Source organism: Ruegeria sp. CDSC085, assembly GCF_059610465.1.
This window is the reverse complement of the sequence record NZ_JBXWNR010000014.1, coordinates 1-16,165: the sequence shown is the minus strand read 5'-3', so window position 1 is coordinate 16,165 and position 16,165 is coordinate 1. Positions and strand designations below refer to the sequence as shown.

Sequence of the window (16,165 nt, the reverse complement as noted above, 5' to 3'; positions counted from 1 at the left end):
TTTTCGTGCTACGGCGTCAGAGCTATAGCCCCAGATCGCTTAGACCCGGATGATCATCAGGGCGGCGACCAAGCGGTCAATGAATCTTTCGGTCTGCCTCTTGAATGGGGTGTTCGTTGATGCTGGCAAAACGATGCGCCATGAACCCATCTTTGTCGAACTCCCAGTTTTCATTACCATAGGCCCGAACCCAGTTTCCGCTGTCGTCGTGATACTCATAGGCGTATCGCACGGCGATGCGATTGCCGCCGTATGCCCACAATTTCTTGATCAACCGATAGTCCAGTTCCTTGGCCCACTTGCGGGTCAGAAACTCTTCAATCTGCTCACGGCCTTCGGGAAACTCGGCCCGATTGCGCCATTTGCTGTCGGGTGTGTACGCAAGTGCGACTTTCGCAGGGTTTCGACCGTTCCAACCGTCTTCTGCAAGACGCACCTTTTCGATCGCGGAGTCTTTCGCAAACGGCGGTACCGGATGGCGCGGGGCTGCGGATGTCATATCAGCGCCCCCCAAATTCAGCCACAAGGCCGACAGCCGTCGCTGGCATGGCCTGGAAACCTGGCAAGGCTTCGAAACGGGCGAGCCATGCCCGGACATTCGGGTAAGGATCAAGCGAGACATTCCCCTCAGGCGCATGGGCGGTATAGGAATAATTCGCGACATCAGCGATCGTCGGACGATCGCCAACCAGCCAATCACGACCTTCCAGCCCATGTTCCAGCTTTTGCATCGCCTTGGTCGCTGTGGAATCAGCAAAGACTGGGTCCAGCGGGGCGTCAAAAACGGTGATCAGACGTGCGGCACAAGACCCGAATGCAATTTCACCAGCCGCAAGGGTCAGCCAGCGCTGAACATTGGCTTCGTCGACCGGGGTGCTTGGCATCCAGTCAGGCGCATATGTCCGCGCGAGATAGACCAGAATTGCGTTTGAATCCGATACGATTACATCGCCATCTTCCATAACGGGCACCTGCCCGTTTGGGTTCATGGCCAAAAACTCCGGTGATTTGTGCGCACCACTTGCCAAATCCACGGGAACTTCTTCATGAGCGATCCCGGCAAGCTTCGCAAAAACCAAGGCACGATGGGCGTGACCTGACTTTGCGAAGTGGTGAATGCGAACGGCGTTTGACATCAGTGTCTCCAGTTATGTTTCAAGGTATGCGCTAGCCCTACCAGTTGCACATTCCAGCGATAATTGTCTAAATTGGCGTATGTTTAAGCCCTGAGAAGGCGCAATAAGATGGACAAAATTGACCGAATGCGGGCGTTTGCGCTTGTCGCCAAGAACGCCTCTTTCACTATTGCCGCGCAACGCATGGGGCGATCAGCGCGTTTGGTCAGCAAATACGTCGCTGACTTGGAAAACGCGCTTGGTGTGCAGCTGCTCAATCGCACCACACGTAGTGTCTCTTTGACAGACGCCGGCGCGACATACCTAACGCTGTGTGAACCGCTTCTTGATGGCTTTGATGAGTTGGAAGAAAGGGTCAGACACGATCAGGCGTCGCTACGTGGTGCGATACACATTTCGGCCCCCACCGGGTTCGGTGCATTGCGGCTAACGCCGTCGCTTGCAAAGTTTGCGGCGAAACACCCCAAAGTGGAACTTAATCTGCAATTCTCTGACCGCCGCGTGTCGATCATTGAAGAAGGCTTCGACCTCGCCATCAGGATTGGCCCCATGCGAGACAGCTCACTCAAGGTACGGCAACTGGGCCGCATGCCCTTGGTGGTCTGCGCATCAACTGCCTATCTGGAGCAAGCCGGAACGCCAAACCACCCGCGCGCGCTGGCCACCCATGAGTGTATTCTCGACGGGAACATGACCGAGCCCACCGTCTGGAGGTTCAATATCAATGGCCAGGAAGAGGCTGTCTCAGTCAGCGGACGCTTTCGCATGAACGCGCCCGCAGCCGCAGCCCGGCTCGCCGCAACAGGGGCTGCAATAGCACGTTGCCCCGCCTACACGGTGGCGGACGCCTTCAGGTCCGGTGACTTGGTTGAACTTTTCGCTGAGCACCGGGTCTCGCCATATACTGTTGCCGCGCTCTTCCCGCAGAACAGGCGCCTTACAACGCGGGTGCGCGCGCTTATTGATCATCTCTCAGGCGACGCGGCCTTGTGTTCTGACAGCGTCGCGACACTGCCAGGCTGACCCGGAAAATCGCCCCAACCCTGCGCTACGCCGCCTTGCCAGACGCTTTTGCCATATCGACAAACGCTCTGAGCCGTCGTGTCATATTACGCTTACTGCGGTAATTCAAAGAATAGCGCGGAAGCTGTCCCACTTGGCCGCTAAGAACTTCGGTCAGACCACCCTCTTCCAAATGAGGCACAGCTATTTCTCTGTAAAGATATGCAAGACCAAGCCCTTGCTTTGCATAGGCAAGAAGCGACCGCATATCGTTTGCCACCATATGCGGTTTTGGCTGTATCGTGTAAATACCCTCTGGCCCGTTGAACCCCCACGCGGCCAGATTATCACCTGAGCCAAAAGCATAGCAGATTGCATCGTGATTTAGGATATCCCGCGGATGGTCGGGTGTCCCCTTCTGCGCAAGGTACTCAGCCAAAGCGACGATTGTCATCTCCAGCTCTGGCCCAACAGAAACAGCATGAGTATCTGGCCCGAGTAGCGTGCTTGAACGGATGGCGGCATCGACGCCTGACGTCAGAAGATCGACCTTCTGATCATCATAGATCACTTCGACATCGACCGTTGGAAATGTAGCCGCGAAACGCGCGACCAGATCATCCAGAAAGAAGGGGCCAGCGCTGTAAGGGGCCGAAAGCCTCAAGGTGCCTGCGACCTCATCTTTCTGCGCGTGGATGTCATCCAGCGCGCCTTCCAGATCAAGTATGGCGGGCAGGCTTTTTACATAGAACTGTTCGCCTACCGGTGTCAGCACGACGGACCGTGATGAACGTTCAAACAGCCGCACGCCCAGACGGTCTTCAAAACGTTGGATTGCCTCACTAACCGACGCCGGAGCTTGCTGAAGATGCTCGGCCGCCGCGCGGAAACCACCACGGCGCGCGACTTCGACAAATACACGAATGTCACCAAAGCTACTACGGGCCATTGTTCGCTTTTCCGATCGCGCTGTCAGGATGAAGTGGGGTTATCCTTACGTTAGCAGCGCCATACATACTCAGCAAGACGCAAAAATGTGGCAACGAAGATCAGGTCGATAGCCGGTTCTTCAATCAACAACCCAAGGAGCAAGACAATGACCGAACGTGAAGAAATCCAAGCCGCCATCGACGAATGGAACAATGGCCTCGACAGTGGTGACATCGAACGGATGGTGGCTTCATGCCATCCTGATGTGATGACGGTGAACGAACGCAACCCCGTAACAATCGGCACGCAAGCGATCCGCGACAAATACAACCCACGTATTGCCGCCGCAGAAATCATCTCTGGTTATGACATCGAAGATCTGCAGGTCTACGGTGACACAGCCATCGTGTCCGGCCGTTTCTACGGCACGATGAAGATGCGCGACACAGGCGAGGTCAAGAAGCCTGAGGGCCGCTTGGTGCTTGGGTACAAGCGCGACGAAAACGGAGCGTGGAAGATGTTCCTCGACATCGACAACAACGGCCCGGCCTAGGCCGTCGCCGCCGCGCCTGATCTGGCGCGACCGGACCTCTTTCAGGAAAAACCAAGACCCCAGGAGTTCGAGATGAAAACACTTCAGATTGTCACAAAGGAAATCGTCGATTTGCACGACTTCTTTACCGAGTGGTTCAACGGAACCGTAGAGCGCGACCAACTGGAGCCACGGTTCTTGTCACGCTTGGATGAAAATGTCGTCTTCATCCCGCCCGAAGGACACATCATGACAGGCGACATGCTCAAGGGCGGGTTCGACCGCGGGTATGGCTCGAACAAGGACTTCCGCATCAAAATCCGCGACGTCACCATCCGGCATGAAATCGGTGATCTGGTGATGGTAACATATACCGAGTGGCAGATAGGTGCCGCGTTGTCAGTCGAAAAGAAAAACGCGCGTGTGTCCAGCGTCTTAATGAAAATGACCGACCCGGTGACTTGGCTGCACATTCAGGAAACATGGCTTCCCGATGCTCTACGCGCGGCAGGCCCATTCGATTTCTGATCACCTCTAATCTGAAAGCAACGACATGACACAACGTATCGCCCATCACCCCGGTGAAATCGCTGATTGCGTCAGCGCCTATTTGCAAGAAGGTGATCTGGATGGCATCACCTCAATGTTCCATCCAGATTGCCGGATCTTCTTTCCACCCGACCAGCCGCCCCTGACAGGGTTGGAAGGGGCTCGCAAAGCCTTTGAAGGATTCTTGGACATCCGCCCTCAAATCAAGAGCGAGGTGTTCAGCGAGGTCATTAATGGCGATGTCGCTCTGCTGCGCGCAAACTGGCGCGTTATTGCCCCGGACGGTAATGTGATGGCCGAAGGCCAATCCACCGAAGTCGCCAAAAAGCTGAAAAACGGCGGTTGGGGGTATCTGATCGACTGCCCTAACGGTCCTCCAAGCCTTGCTTGATCGCACGAGCATTTGAGGGCGTCCCACGGCTACCGGACGCTCTCATGATCGCTGGGTGGGATTGCAAAACAGATCGGGATTCGGGCAAAGGTCGACGTGACGCCCGCGCATTACATGTGGGATTTCGCGCCGGATAGACCGGCGCTCCTTTGACATGTGTTCGAGAAGGCGAAAGAGCGAATTCAAATCGGCGCAAATCGATATCATCAAACAAAAGCATTGCTAACTCACTTTGCGAGGCAATAGTAGCAAAGCTGCGACCGCGAAATGATGCGGCGTCAGCGAAGTTCAAAGTTTCCACGTCGCCTAGATCCGCGTCTCGAAAACTGCTCAACCAAACAGCGAAAGAGCCAAAGAGCAGTTTGGATTTGACGGCTTAGACCAGTTTACAATGGCCGCTCTAGTGACCGCGGCTGCAGTGCAAAGATGACCGTGCTGCAAGTGCGAGCAAATGCTGCGTCAGCAATATTCGCGGAAGCAAACGGCAGCAATGTCCTGCTGACCACCAATCCCGCCTAGGAAATACAATGTCCGGTTTCTGCGGTTCTCGACGTGCTGCGCTGGCAAAATCAGTCGTGCTAGCGGTGGTCTGCAAAGGGCTCAATCTGCGTGTCCAAACTCGCCGTAGAGAAAGTCGGCAACGAGACCAAAGCTACCTCTCAGGCTCCTTGCTGATCACGGTCGTCACAGTTTGAATTGACCGACTTTGAGTGAGAGCTATCGCACCCAAAACCAGCGCGCAGGCCAGTGCCTGTGCACCCGTGATTACTTCACCGAATGCAAGAACGCCAACACCAAACATCGTGGGTAGTTCAATACTTCCAACTACAGCAGTGCGCGCTGCCCCAATAATAGGCGAGCAGATCGTGTAAATCAGTTGTGGAATAAGCGCCGTCACAAGGCCAAATCCGACAACTAGAAACCAGTCGTCCCCACTTTCTGGTCGGATTTCGCCGACCTCGGATGAAAGAATGAGAGGGGCAAGGCCAATGACTGACCCAAGCGAGACTGACGCCATTCTGGCTAAAGGCGCAATACGTGACAGGCGGTGCACGAGAACACATATGCCGAAGCCAAAACCGAAAGGTGCCGCTAATGAGACGAGCAGGATTGGAATTTGGTCTGGAGGCACAGATGCCGGAGAACCTGCGAATATCGCAGCAACAACGATCAATCCAGCCGCAATAAGGCTACGCCGTGTTGGTCGATCACCAAAAAGCGCCCATGCGATAGCAATCGTAAACACCGGATAGGTCATGTAGAGAACACCAACCGTCGATGCAGGAACAGTCTCAAGAGCGGTAACATAGCCGACCCAGCCAAGACCCATCACTGCGCCTGCAACCATGCCCCAGACGATTTCCCGCCACTTCGAGCGATGCATTACAAGTGCGGGCAAAAGGACAACCGCTGCCAAGATGTACCGATAAAAGGCAACCGCATAGGGAGCGAGGCCCTGATCGGTGAGCCCACGGCTAAAGTAAGGTACAAGGCCAAAACAGATGGATGCAAAAAGCACACCAACGACCGCAAGGGCATAGGGTATGGCGTTCCGCTTGGCTGAGGCTAGTTAGTTCATTGCTGACAACTAACACGCTATATTGCGGGTGATCTCGTCAAGACAAATGTACGGCAACTTTGCCCGCTTACAGGACGCATGCACCCGCAGAGGTCAAGTAGCTTGGAAAAGGCAGGTAAGGGCTCTTACCGCCAATCGACGCCCACCGCAGAGAATGCCGACAGTGAGCCCATTTCAGTCATATTAGTTTCATGCTGCGCGCGCAAAGTGCGACAGATGTTGCTGGCGCAGAAAATCAAACTCCGTAACGCGGCTGAAAACTGGCCGTTCAATCACAAGGCAGCAGTGTCTTACGCTCACGCCCAGCGTGTGGGATAGACTATCCCAAGCTACTATGATCCTATCTTATGGGATCAAAGGGTGCTTAATGCGGTCATCGTCACATATTGCGATCCTGGTTACTGCAGTTGTCGCCAGCACCGGCCTTTACCTGTCATCTTACAGGTATTTCCTTTCGGAAGAGCTTTCGAAAGCACAGGGACGGCTTTCTCTTTATCAAAGTTCGGTCACCGCTGAGCTGGAGCGCTTTTCGCACCTCACATACGTAATGGCGCAAGACCCATTCGTAATCGGAACTGCGCAAGGTGACAGTACCGGAATTCTCAATCAGAGATTCGAGGATTTTGCAGCGCAAGCGGGCCTGGACGCGATTTATCTGATGGACCGGAATGGTATAACGATATCGGCTTCCAACTACCGTGAGGCCGGAAGTTTTGTAGGACAGAATTACGCGTTCCGCCCATATTTCCAAATGGCTCTCTCCGGCGACCAGGGGCGGTTTTACGCGATCGGGACAACAACAGGATTGCCGGGTTATTTCATTGCCAATGCGGTGCGTGGCGAAGCAGGAAAACCAGCTGGCGTCGTTGCTATTAAGATTGATTTTTCCAACCTTCAAGAAAGCTGGAAAAACTCGGGCGAGCAGGTTCTTTTGGCTAATGAAGACGGCGTCGTTTTGCTTTCTTCGAACTCGGATTGGCAATACCGCGCGTTGACGCCATTGTCAGAAACTCAGCAAGAACGGATTCGAGATGCCAGGCAGTTTCCGGGGCAAGACTTAGATGTGTTGGATTGGGTTGAGTTGCCGGGAGATCAGGCCAGAATTGCTGGTACGAAGCGCCTGCACCTTGCAGCTACGGATTTACCCCATGGCTGGTCGCTTCACTATTTTGCAAGTGACGATCAGGCCGTAGCACGTAGTTGGCTTGTAACTGCAGTCTTTGTCCTTTTGGCGGGGCTCGCATTTATCTTTTTCCAGATACAACGCGCAAGGCGCGTAAGCGCGGCCTTGGAGCGGTCGGAAGAGGAAGAAGCAAAGCTGCGGGAGGCGAATGAAAGGCTTGCAATCGAAATCGACGACCGCAAGACAGCCGAGCGGAGCCTCAAACGCACCCAAGGCGAGTTGGAGCGCGCAAGCCGATTGGCGGCTCTGGGGCAATTATCCGCGTCGGTCACGCATGAACTGGGCCAGCCCATCGCTGCGATGCGCAATCACCTGGTGGCAGAAGAGATCTCATCTTCCGGTGAGTCCAAGCTGCCGCAAAAAATTGGAAGTCTAGTCGACAGGATGGAAGGGATCACGCGCCAATTGCGGTTCTTCGCGCGCTCAGAGAGTGAGGCGTTTGACGACGTAGACTTATGCACTTCGGTCAATGCCGCTTTGGCTCTGGTTGCGCCAAACATCGAGCAGGGCAAAGTGAAAATGTCAGTTGATGCGCCGACCGATCCGGTCTTTATCCGGGGCAGTGCCCTGCGGATCGAACAGGTCATCACCAATCTTTTGCGCAATGCCATAGATGCAACGGATGAAGCGGATGCGCCTGAAATCCAAATCGCTATCATGGCATCTGATGATGAGGCAGTGTTGGAAATTCAGGACAACGGTCACGGGTTGGGCGAGGCAACGCTGGCTGAGTTGCAAGAGCCATTTGTAACCACAAAAGAGAGCGGGCGAGGCATGGGCTTGGGACTGGCCATTTCCACCAGCATTGTCAAAGATCACGATGGCACGATGACGGCCCGAAATCGTGATGGCGGCGGAACAGTTTTTCGGGTCACCTTCCCGCTGGCCTCTATTACTGAAGAAACGAACGAATGACCCAGCGGCAACCATTTAAAGTTCTGGTCGTTGATGATGACAAATCTCTGCGACAATCTCTTGTCGAGTTGCTCGAAGCCGCCGACTGGACTGTCAGCGCCTTGCCACGTGCGACCCAGGTGACGGAACATCTGGCCAACGCCTCGCCCGATGTCATTTTGTCTGATGTGCGTATGCCCGGCATGTCGGGACTTGAATTGCTGGCCACCCTGGACAGGCAAGTGGCACCTCCGGTGGTATTGATTTCGGCACATGGTGACATTCCGATGGCGGTTCAGGCTATACAGGACGGGGCGTATGGGTTCATCGAAAAGCCATATGAGCCACGGCGATTGCTTACGGTGCTGAGGCACGCGGCTGAACAAAACCGAATGCGAAGAATCAATGCCCGCCTCAAAGACCGGCTGTTCAAACTGTCAGGCCTTGACCGCATCCTGCTGGGACAAACAGACGCCATCACAGACTTGCGACAAGATGTACTTGATCTTGCTGATACCTCGGTCGCGGTTTTGTTGCAGGGGGATACGGGCACCGGGAAAGAGCTGGTTGCTCATGCTTTACATGATTTGGGCCGCTCGCCGGAGGCACCGTTTTTAGCGCTGAATTGCGCCGCGTTGTCGGCCGATACGTTTGAAGCGGAAATGTTCGGCGTCGCAGGTGAATCCGACGGAAGGCTTGTGGCGGCATCGGGCGGGACCTTGTTTCTGGATGAAATCTGCTCATGCCCGCCTGCAGCGCAGGCCAAGCTGTTAAGGGTCATCGAAGATCAGCAGGTGCTGCCGGTGGGGGCTGTGTCGCCAGTGCCAGTAAGCTTCAGGGTCGTGTCAGCAACCAACGAAGATGTTGTACAGGCAGCCGAGGAAGGTCGCCTGCGTCAGGACCTTTTGTTTCGATTGAATACCGTTGTCCTGTCTTTACCTCCTTTGCGTCAAAGACGGGATGATCTTGTTCTGTTGGCAACGCATTTCTTCAACGAATACGCGCAAGTTTATGAGATAGACTCGCCAGAACTCGATCAGGACGATTTGGCTGCTCTGCTAGCACATGACTGGCCCGGGAATGTACGTGAATTGCGCCATGTCTGCGAACGGCGCATTTTGGCGGCCCGACGCGGAGGAGGGTCGGTGGTGCAGGCTATCCAAAGCGATCAGAACTTCGACGAAGTGCCGGATACGCTGCGCGAAGCGGTTGCCGCTTTTGAACGCGAGCTCATCGGCAAAGCCATAAAGGCGCATAAAGGCCGTATGGATGCCGCCGCCGAAGCGCTTGGGATTGGCCGCCGGACACTCAACGAAAAGATCGTCAAACTCGGTCTCGATAAAGAGGCGCTGTTGTAGGAGAAATCACTCTGCGGATATCCGCAGGGACTCCAAAACTTCACGCGCATTTTCCTTCATAGGCAGGCTGCTGCGCATCCTGAATACTCTGCCCAAACACATTGCGTGATCTGGGAGGAGCCATTATGCGCAAACATCTTAACCGGGCGGCCATTGCTGCCCTGTCGCTGACCGTTGCATCCGAAGCACTGGCTGTCGAATGGAACGTTTCCCTGTGGGGCAAACGTCGCGCCTTTACCGAACACGTCGAGAAGCTTGCCGAATTGGTGAACGAAAAGACGGGCGGCGAATTCACACTCAACATCAGCTATGGCGGTCTGTCGAAGAACAAAGAAAATCTTGATGGGATTTCGATCGGTGCGTTTGAAATGGCCCAGTTCTGCGCGGGCTATCATCGCGACAAGAACCCCTCGATCACGGTTCTGGAACTGCCGTTTCTGGGTGTGACATCGCTGGACCAAGAGGTTGACCTGTCGATGGCTGTCTACCAACACCCGGCCGTTGTCGAGGATCTGGCCCGCTGGGATGCTACGCTCCTGATGCCGTCGCCGCTGCCGCAGTACAACCTTGTTGGCGTTGGTGAAGCACCCAAATCCCTAACCGATTTCGAAGGTCTGAGCGTTCGGGCGACTGGCGGCATCGGTAAAGCGATGGAGACGGTTGGAGCAGTTCCGACCTCGATGTCTGCATCCGAAGTGCGTCAGGCAATGGACAGCGGCATCGTCAAAGCGGTCAGCTTTGCGCCACACGCGCATATGTCCTTTGGCACCATTGAAAATGGCACGTGGTGGACGACGAACCTCAATCCCGGCACCGTCAACTGCCCTGTCGTGGTGAACACGCTGGCACTGGAAGATCTATCTGACGAACACCGCGAAGCTCTGCTGGGATCGGTGGATGAGGCATTGGATCACTACGTGAGCCACTACCAGACCAAAACGATGGAAGCGTGGGGCCCTGAGTTGGATCAACGCGGCATCGAACGGGTCACTTTCAGCGACGAAGAAATTGCAGCGTTCAGAGAAGCCGCTGCCGCCCCCGCGGCCGAGGCCTGGATTGCAGAAAACACCCAGCGTGGCCTTCCAGCACAAGAACTCTATGACCTTGTGACTGGGAAGATCGCAAACGGCAGCTAATCCACTCACAACCCGGCGTCGGCTTGATTGGCGTCGGGTTCTTTATTTCCTGACAGCGGAGTAAAACGATGGCCGGGTCATCCCTGGTGCTGTCCGACGAAAGCCGTCTCAGCATTCTCGATCAACATCTCTACAAACTGGAAAGCTTTCTGGCCCTGATCAGCGGCCTCGCAGTTTTCTCGCTGATGGTCATGGCCGTAGTCTCCGTTGGTGGTCGGAATTTCGCCAATGCGCCACTTCCCGGTTACGTTGACTGGATCGAGCAGGCCATGCCGTTGATCGCCTTCATGGGGATTTCCTATGCGCAGCGTGATGGCGGTCATATCCGAATGGACATGGTTGTTGGAGCGCTTAGAGGCCGGACGCTCTATATCGTTGAGTTCGTCACAACCACTGTCATTTTGGCGCTGATCGTCTTGCTGATCTGGGGGAGCTGGGCGCATTTCGCACGCAGCTTTGACTTTGGTGCTCCACTCTGGAGCCGCGACAGCTCCATCGACATAGGTATCCCGCTGTGGCCCGCAAAGCTGTTGGCCCCCGTCGCCTTTAGCGTGCTTTGCCTGAGGCTTGCTCTACAGATCTGGGCCTACGGTCGCGCGATCAGGCACCCGGATCAGGCACCTATTGCCGTCCCGCTAATAGCCGATGCAGCCACTCAAGCTGCAATGGAAGCCGAGCACGTCTCGGGCCACGACAACTGAGGTTAAATCTGATGGAACCCATTGATATTGGTCTGATCGTCTCGGGCGGTATGCTTGTTCTTGTGGTGTTGGGGATGCGCGTGGCCTTTGCCGCCGCGACAGCTGGCATGGTTGGTCTGATCTGGATCTTCTGGGCCAAGTTTGGGTACGACCCGGCGCGTTTCGGAAAGGCTGTGACTGTGGCCGTCAAAACAGCGGGGCAAGTGCCGCACTCTAAGATTTCAAGCCAGGCGTTGAGCCTTATCCCGACCTTCATCCTGATTGGCTACCTTGCCTACTACGCGGGCCTGACCAAAGCACTGTTCGAAGCCGCGAAGCGTTGGTTGGCATGGGTCCCGGGTGGGTTGGCGGTTTCGACTGTCTTCGCGACCGCCGGGTTCGCTGCAGTGTCCGGAGCCTCGGTTGCCACATCCGCCGTTTTCGCTCGCATCGCCATCCCCGAGATGCTGAAGATCGGCTATGACAAACGCTTTGCTGCGGGTGTCGTGGCGGCAGGCGGTACGCTGGCCTCGCTCATCCCTCCCTCGGCCATTCTGGTCATCTACGCGATCATTGTGGAACAGGACGTGGGCAAACTGCTGTTAGCCGGTTTCATTCCGGGCATGTTCTCAGCTTTGATCTATGGTTTGCTGATCATTGGCATGGCCGTCGTGATCAAAGACTTTGGTCCCGCAGTCTCAGGCTTTACATGGAAAGAGCGTTTCATGTCTCTTCCGCCCGCGCTGCCTATCTTGTTTGTCGTCGTTACCATCATCTTCTTTGTCTACAACCCATTCGGAGGCGATGCTTGGGGCACGCCAACTGAGGGTGGCGCAATCGGTGCCTTCGTTGTCTTTCTGATGGCGCTATATCAGGGCATGCGCTGGTCCGAACTTAAAGACGCGTTGCTGGAGACGGCCAAGCTGAGCGTCATGATCTTTACCATCATCTGGGGCGTGTTGGTTTACGTTCGGTTCTTGGGTTTTGCAGAGCTGCCCATCGCGTTCTCCGACTGGATCACCTCGCTCGAGATGTCGCCAATGCTGATCCTGATCTGCATCCTTCTGGCTTATGCCGTTCTGGGCATGTTCATGGATGCGATAGGTATGCTGCTTCTGACGTTGCCGGTAGTTTATCCCGCGGTTATGGCGCTGAATGGTGGCGAGGCCGTAAGCGCAGCTGACAGTACCTTCGGTATGTCTGGACCGATGTGTGCCATTTGGTTCGGTATTCTGGTCGTAAAAATGGCCGAGTTCTGTCTGATCACTCCACCTATCGGGCTGAATTGCTTTGTAGTGGCTGGCGTGCGTGATGACCTAAGCGTTCAGGATGTTTTTAAAGGTGTAACACCTTTCTTTCTGGCGGATGCTGCGACCATTGCGATGCTTGTTGCTTTCCCTGCTATCGTTCTGTGGCTTCCCGGACAGGTTTGAAGTGGTTTTCCGATGGGTCCAACGGCGATGGATAGGTTTGAGCTTTCTTGCATCCGAAAATGGCCATGCTAGCAGTTGGCGTTCCGAATACGAACTGGACCAATGACAGCTTACTAAGCCTGGTTTGCGTCGCGGTAAAAGACTCGCTGCAATTGCAAATCGATGCAGCGTCAGCCAAGGTGGAATTGCCAATGCCGGCTCCGTCCGCGAGGCAGCCTTTCGTACTTGTTCCACTGAACGGCCATCACTCAACCAGAGATCGCTTCACATAAATCCGCTTCAGCGACGTTGATAGCTTGTAGCGACGAAGTGAAACACCATGTAGTTGTGTTTCTCCGAGGCCAAAACGAGGTGCGCGCTCGGAACTCTTCAGTCGGATCGCAAAAGTCCGTACCTGAATGTTTAAAACCTTCCATTTGCTCCGCCTCACTTCACGAATCCGGATGCGCAAGATTGTCAATTTTGCCGCTATGCTTTTCCTTTGCAATTGCACCTGCCATGGTCCGTACGGTTGCTCCGCGCAGTGGACCTGATGCGCAAATTGACCAAAGCTCGCGATCCCTGCAAAAACGGTTTTGAGCCTTGATTGTACGTGTGGTCATCATCCCATCGATCCGACCTTGATAATACCCGAATGCGTGAAGTTCTTTCTGTAACACGCGAACCCACGCATTCTTGCTGATCCAAAAGGCCGTGTTTGCCGCCTTGGCGTAGTTTTCTGGTTGAGTGTCTTCAAGAATTTCCTCGACTTCCGACCAGAATTGAGTGGGATTTATTTCCGCGGCAAGCTTAATCAGCTCTGGCGACAACACCCGATCAGAAATGCCTGGAACTTCCGCGAGCATTGTACGTGTTTGAATAGCCTCTTGGCTTCTATCAGGCTGCGAAGACAGATAGACCAGTGCAACTGCGGCGTACCTTGCGTCACCCCCAAGGCCTGCACGCACAACTTGCTCTACAGCTGTATCGGGCGCCGGTCCTCTTAAACGTTTCCAGTTTATGCGCACCATTAAATCGCGAGCCGCATTTTGATCACCGCTCTCCGCCATACGCTCCAAGATCGCTCGTCCTTTTTTGACGTCCGAAGCGGCGCCCAACTTTCGATCAATGTGTGCCGTTGCCAAAAGCCGTTCTGCGCCGGGTTGGTTGTCGCGGGCGCCAGCCCGGAGGAGCTCCAATGCGACGTCACCCCGTCCCATCTCCATTTCAACTCGTGCCAGAGATGCAGTGGACCAAGGATGACCAGCATCGACGGCGCTCGCATACCATTGACGCGCTGCTTTTAGGTCTTTTTGCGAGCCGATCCCATTTCGGAAATAGTATCCGACCCGATCGATTGCTGGAACGTACCCACTTTCTGCCAAAGACGTCATTGCGGCATGTGCCGCGACTGGATCGGCCTGCTCCTGCTTGATAATGGCCTTGAATTGTAAGCGTTGTTCCTGAGCAGCGCCCACATTTGCCAAAGTCAAAGCTAAGGTAGCAGCTAAAGCTATTTGTCTCATTTTACGCTCCTCTACTTAATCCCATAGTTTGTGTCGGCCAATCTTTTGTGGCAGTGAATGAAATGTCGTCATCATGCTACGCGTATGGGCTTGTCGGGAACGATGTCGCGTCGAATTGCGAGCTCAAGGTTTTCGGCACGGATGTCGATCAGAATGCTGAGCATAGATTCGAGAGTGAAATAGGCCCGCAAGACCCGAAAGATCAGGTATTCTGGTAGCGCAAGGATGCCGCGTGGCACGCCATTGAGCAGCGAAGCAACCACAGCGACGATTGCGGGCGCGCCTGTGGTCACAGCGATGATCGACTGCCAAACAATAGGAGTGTTTTCGTTGAACGCGACGCCCCACTCCAAGACACCAAAGATTATCAGGGGCACAAGCATCGCTCGACGTGCTGAGTTTACCAGCATGTAGGGCAGGATCACCTTGCCCCTCAACGTCACATTTGGTCCATAGATCAGGTCCCGACAGCGCGACGAGATGTGGTAGATTGAGCGAAACCAACGCATGCGTTGCTCGCGCATATGACTGTAGGATGACGGCACCTCGGAAATATAGCGGATCTTGGGATCGACAACCGAGTGGAAGCCCAGCTCGCCAATACGCAGCGAAATATCGGTGTCTTCGCCATTCATCCCTTCGACAAAACCGCCCAGGTAGCGTGGATGATGCGTGCGGTAGACAACGAACATGCCCGGTATACCCACAACTCCATTCACTGCCCCCATGGCAACTGAGTAGAAGCCGTGTTTCACGAGAACTTCCAACAGGCGAGCCCGGTCAAAAAGGGCTCCACCTGGTGGTACAGGCACGCCGCCTACAACACCTACGGCGGGATCAGTGAAGTATGGCATAGCTCGCGAAAAGTTGTCTTCGCCCACAAGCGTGTCGGCATCGACACGCACAAGAAACTCGGTTTCGCACGCATCAAGACCTGCGTTGAGAGCGTTTGACTTGCCGGGCTTTGGTACATTGATCACGCGTCCTTTGGCAGCCTTGCAAGACAAGAGTGTTTCGCGCGCGATCTCTTCCGTGTCGTCGGTGGAATTGTTGTTCATAATTAGGATGTTAACTTCACCACCATAGTGGTGGGCGGCGCGGTCCATTGCGTTGATTGTATCTTTGATGATGTAGGATTCATTGTGAGCGGGCACGATGACCGAGACGGGTGGATTGAACTTGGGCGTCTTGGCAGTCACCACATCGTAGATCGCAAGCAGGTAAAGCTGTCCAAAAAGCACCGGCAGGAACAGGAACACACCCGGACCAATGCCTCCCAACAGCGTCAGACTGCGCATCACTTCGACCGCATGTAGATCCATACCACCAACCCACATCGCGACTACTGCCGCGATGCCAATTGTGACGCCTAGGCGCAATAAGGCACGCATCTGACTAACCGGGATATGCTCGACCCGGATGCGGGCAGGCATGAAGCCGCGCTCTAGCAATTTGAACGAATAGACCGCGAAGCCGAACAGCCCAGAGGCAATGGCACTGAAATGCAGGGAGAATGATGATCCGAGGAGGTTTTCTGCCAAGGCGTTTGCCAGATCGAAAACAGCGCAGCCTGCCAGGAAGGTCAGTACCAGATCGAGGCCGAACATCGAACGCCCACGGAAATCGCCGGAGCTGAATGCAGCAAAAGCAACAAAGAACGAGATCAGGAAGATCCGGATCGCAATGGCGTGCCGCCCCGAATGGGCCGAAAACACATAGTCCCGGTTTGGAAATACCTGTGCGACAAAATCAGTGTTCACGATCCAAAGTTGTGTTGTGGCTGTCTGACGTCAGCACCAATGGGACAGTTTAGGTTGATTTGATAAGAGAGGGTTTCTGGCTCATCGTAACCGCCAA

15 protein-coding genes are annotated in these 16,165 nt (G+C 54.8%); 9 read left to right on the top strand and 6 right to left on the bottom strand.

Going from position 1 to position 16,165, the window contains the following annotated elements:
• Nucleotides 1–76: 76 nt before the first annotated feature.
• Nucleotides 77–499: a nuclear transport factor 2 family protein gene (locus tag AC2FJB_RS17275; protein WP_496720576.1), complete on the bottom strand. Its 423-nt coding sequence runs from the start codon at nucleotides 497–499 to the stop codon at nucleotides 77–79.
• Between the two features lies 1 nt (nucleotide 500).
• Entirely contained in the window at nucleotides 501–1,136 is a 636-nt protein-coding gene (locus AC2FJB_RS17270) for a glutathione S-transferase family protein (RefSeq protein ID WP_496720574.1), read from the bottom strand.
• Nucleotides 1,137–1,244: 108 nt separating this feature from the next.
• Here AC2FJB_RS17270 and AC2FJB_RS17265 point away from each other — a divergent pair, with 108 nt between their 5' ends.
• Nucleotides 1,245–2,159 carry a LysR family transcriptional regulator gene (locus AC2FJB_RS17265; RefSeq protein WP_496720572.1) on the top strand — a complete coding sequence of 305 codons (915 nt, stop codon included), beginning with the start codon at nucleotides 1,245–1,247 and terminating at the stop codon, nucleotides 2,157–2,159.
• 25 nt (nucleotides 2,160–2,184) lie between these two features.
• Here AC2FJB_RS17265 and AC2FJB_RS17260 read toward each other — a convergent pair whose 3' ends face one another.
• Nucleotides 2,185–3,087 (bottom strand): LysR family transcriptional regulator, encoded by a 903-nt coding sequence (locus AC2FJB_RS17260; protein WP_496720570.1) that lies wholly within the window; start codon nucleotides 3,085–3,087, stop codon nucleotides 2,185–2,187.
• Nucleotides 3,088–3,234: 147 nt separating this feature from the next.
• On the opposite strand from AC2FJB_RS17260, the gene AC2FJB_RS17255 reads away from it, so the two are divergent.
• The 3 genes from AC2FJB_RS17255 to AC2FJB_RS17245 all read left to right on the top strand — a co-directional run bounded on the left by AC2FJB_RS17255 (nucleotide 3,235) and on the right by AC2FJB_RS17245 (nucleotide 4,540).
• Entirely contained in the window at nucleotides 3,235–3,621 is a 387-nt protein-coding gene (locus AC2FJB_RS17255) for a YybH family protein (protein WP_496720568.1), read from the top strand.
• Nucleotides 3,622–3,693: 72 nt separating this feature from the next.
• A complete protein-coding gene (locus AC2FJB_RS17250) occupies nucleotides 3,694–4,128 on the top strand; it encodes a hypothetical protein (protein ID WP_496720566.1) in 435 nt (144 codons plus the stop codon).
• Nucleotides 4,129–4,153: 25 nt separating this feature from the next.
• Nucleotides 4,154–4,540: a YybH family protein gene (locus tag AC2FJB_RS17245; protein WP_496720564.1), complete on the top strand. Its 387-nt coding sequence runs from the start codon at nucleotides 4,154–4,156 to the stop codon at nucleotides 4,538–4,540.
• A 652-nt stretch (nucleotides 4,541–5,192) separates the two neighbouring features.
• Here AC2FJB_RS17245 and AC2FJB_RS17240 read toward each other — a convergent pair.
• Nucleotides 5,193–6,059 carry a DMT family transporter gene (locus tag AC2FJB_RS17240; protein WP_496720562.1) on the bottom strand — a complete coding sequence of 289 codons (867 nt, stop codon included), beginning with the start codon at nucleotides 6,057–6,059 and terminating at the stop codon, nucleotides 5,193–5,195.
• 427 nt (nucleotides 6,060–6,486) lie between these two features.
• Between AC2FJB_RS17240 and AC2FJB_RS17235 the strand changes: the two genes are divergently transcribed.
• The 5 genes from AC2FJB_RS17235 (at nucleotide 6,487) to AC2FJB_RS17215 (ending at nucleotide 12,803) form a co-directional block, all read left to right on the top strand.
• On the top strand, nucleotides 6,487–8,217 hold the full coding sequence (locus AC2FJB_RS17235; protein WP_496720560.1) for a sensor histidine kinase: 1,731 nt from the start codon (nucleotides 6,487–6,489) through the stop codon (nucleotides 8,215–8,217).
• Nucleotides 8,214–9,554: a sigma-54-dependent transcriptional regulator gene (locus AC2FJB_RS17230; protein WP_496720558.1), complete on the top strand. Its 1,341-nt coding sequence runs from the start codon at nucleotides 8,214–8,216 to the stop codon at nucleotides 9,552–9,554. The genes AC2FJB_RS17235 and AC2FJB_RS17230 overlap by 4 nt, the downstream gene beginning before the upstream one ends.
• Before the next feature lie 125 nt (nucleotides 9,555–9,679).
• On the top strand, nucleotides 9,680–10,690 hold the full coding sequence (gene dctP, locus AC2FJB_RS17225; protein WP_117869969.1) for a TRAP transporter substrate-binding protein DctP: 1,011 nt from the start codon (nucleotides 9,680–9,682) through the stop codon (nucleotides 10,688–10,690).
• Nucleotides 10,691–10,758: 68 nt separating this feature from the next.
• A complete protein-coding gene (locus tag AC2FJB_RS17220) occupies nucleotides 10,759–11,391 on the top strand; it encodes a TRAP transporter small permease subunit (protein ID WP_496720556.1) in 633 nt (210 codons plus the stop codon).
• Nucleotides 11,392–11,402: 11 nt separating this feature from the next.
• Nucleotides 11,403–12,803, top strand: coding sequence for a TRAP transporter large permease (locus tag AC2FJB_RS17215; protein ID WP_496720554.1), 1,401 nt, complete (start codon nucleotides 11,403–11,405; stop codon nucleotides 12,801–12,803).
• A 431-nt stretch (nucleotides 12,804–13,234) separates the two neighbouring features.
• On the opposite strand, the gene AC2FJB_RS17210 is transcribed toward AC2FJB_RS17215, so the two are convergent.
• Both AC2FJB_RS17210 and AC2FJB_RS17205 read right to left on the bottom strand, forming a co-directional pair.
• A complete protein-coding gene (locus tag AC2FJB_RS17210) occupies nucleotides 13,235–14,308 on the bottom strand; it encodes a tetratricopeptide repeat protein (RefSeq protein WP_496720552.1) in 1,074 nt (357 codons plus the stop codon).
• Between the two features lie 71 nt (nucleotides 14,309–14,379).
• Nucleotides 14,380–16,068, bottom strand: a complete 1,689-nt coding sequence (locus AC2FJB_RS17205; RefSeq protein WP_496720550.1) for a glycosyltransferase family 2 protein — start codon at nucleotides 16,066–16,068, stop codon at nucleotides 14,380–14,382.
• Nucleotides 16,069–16,165: the final 97 nt, after the last annotated feature.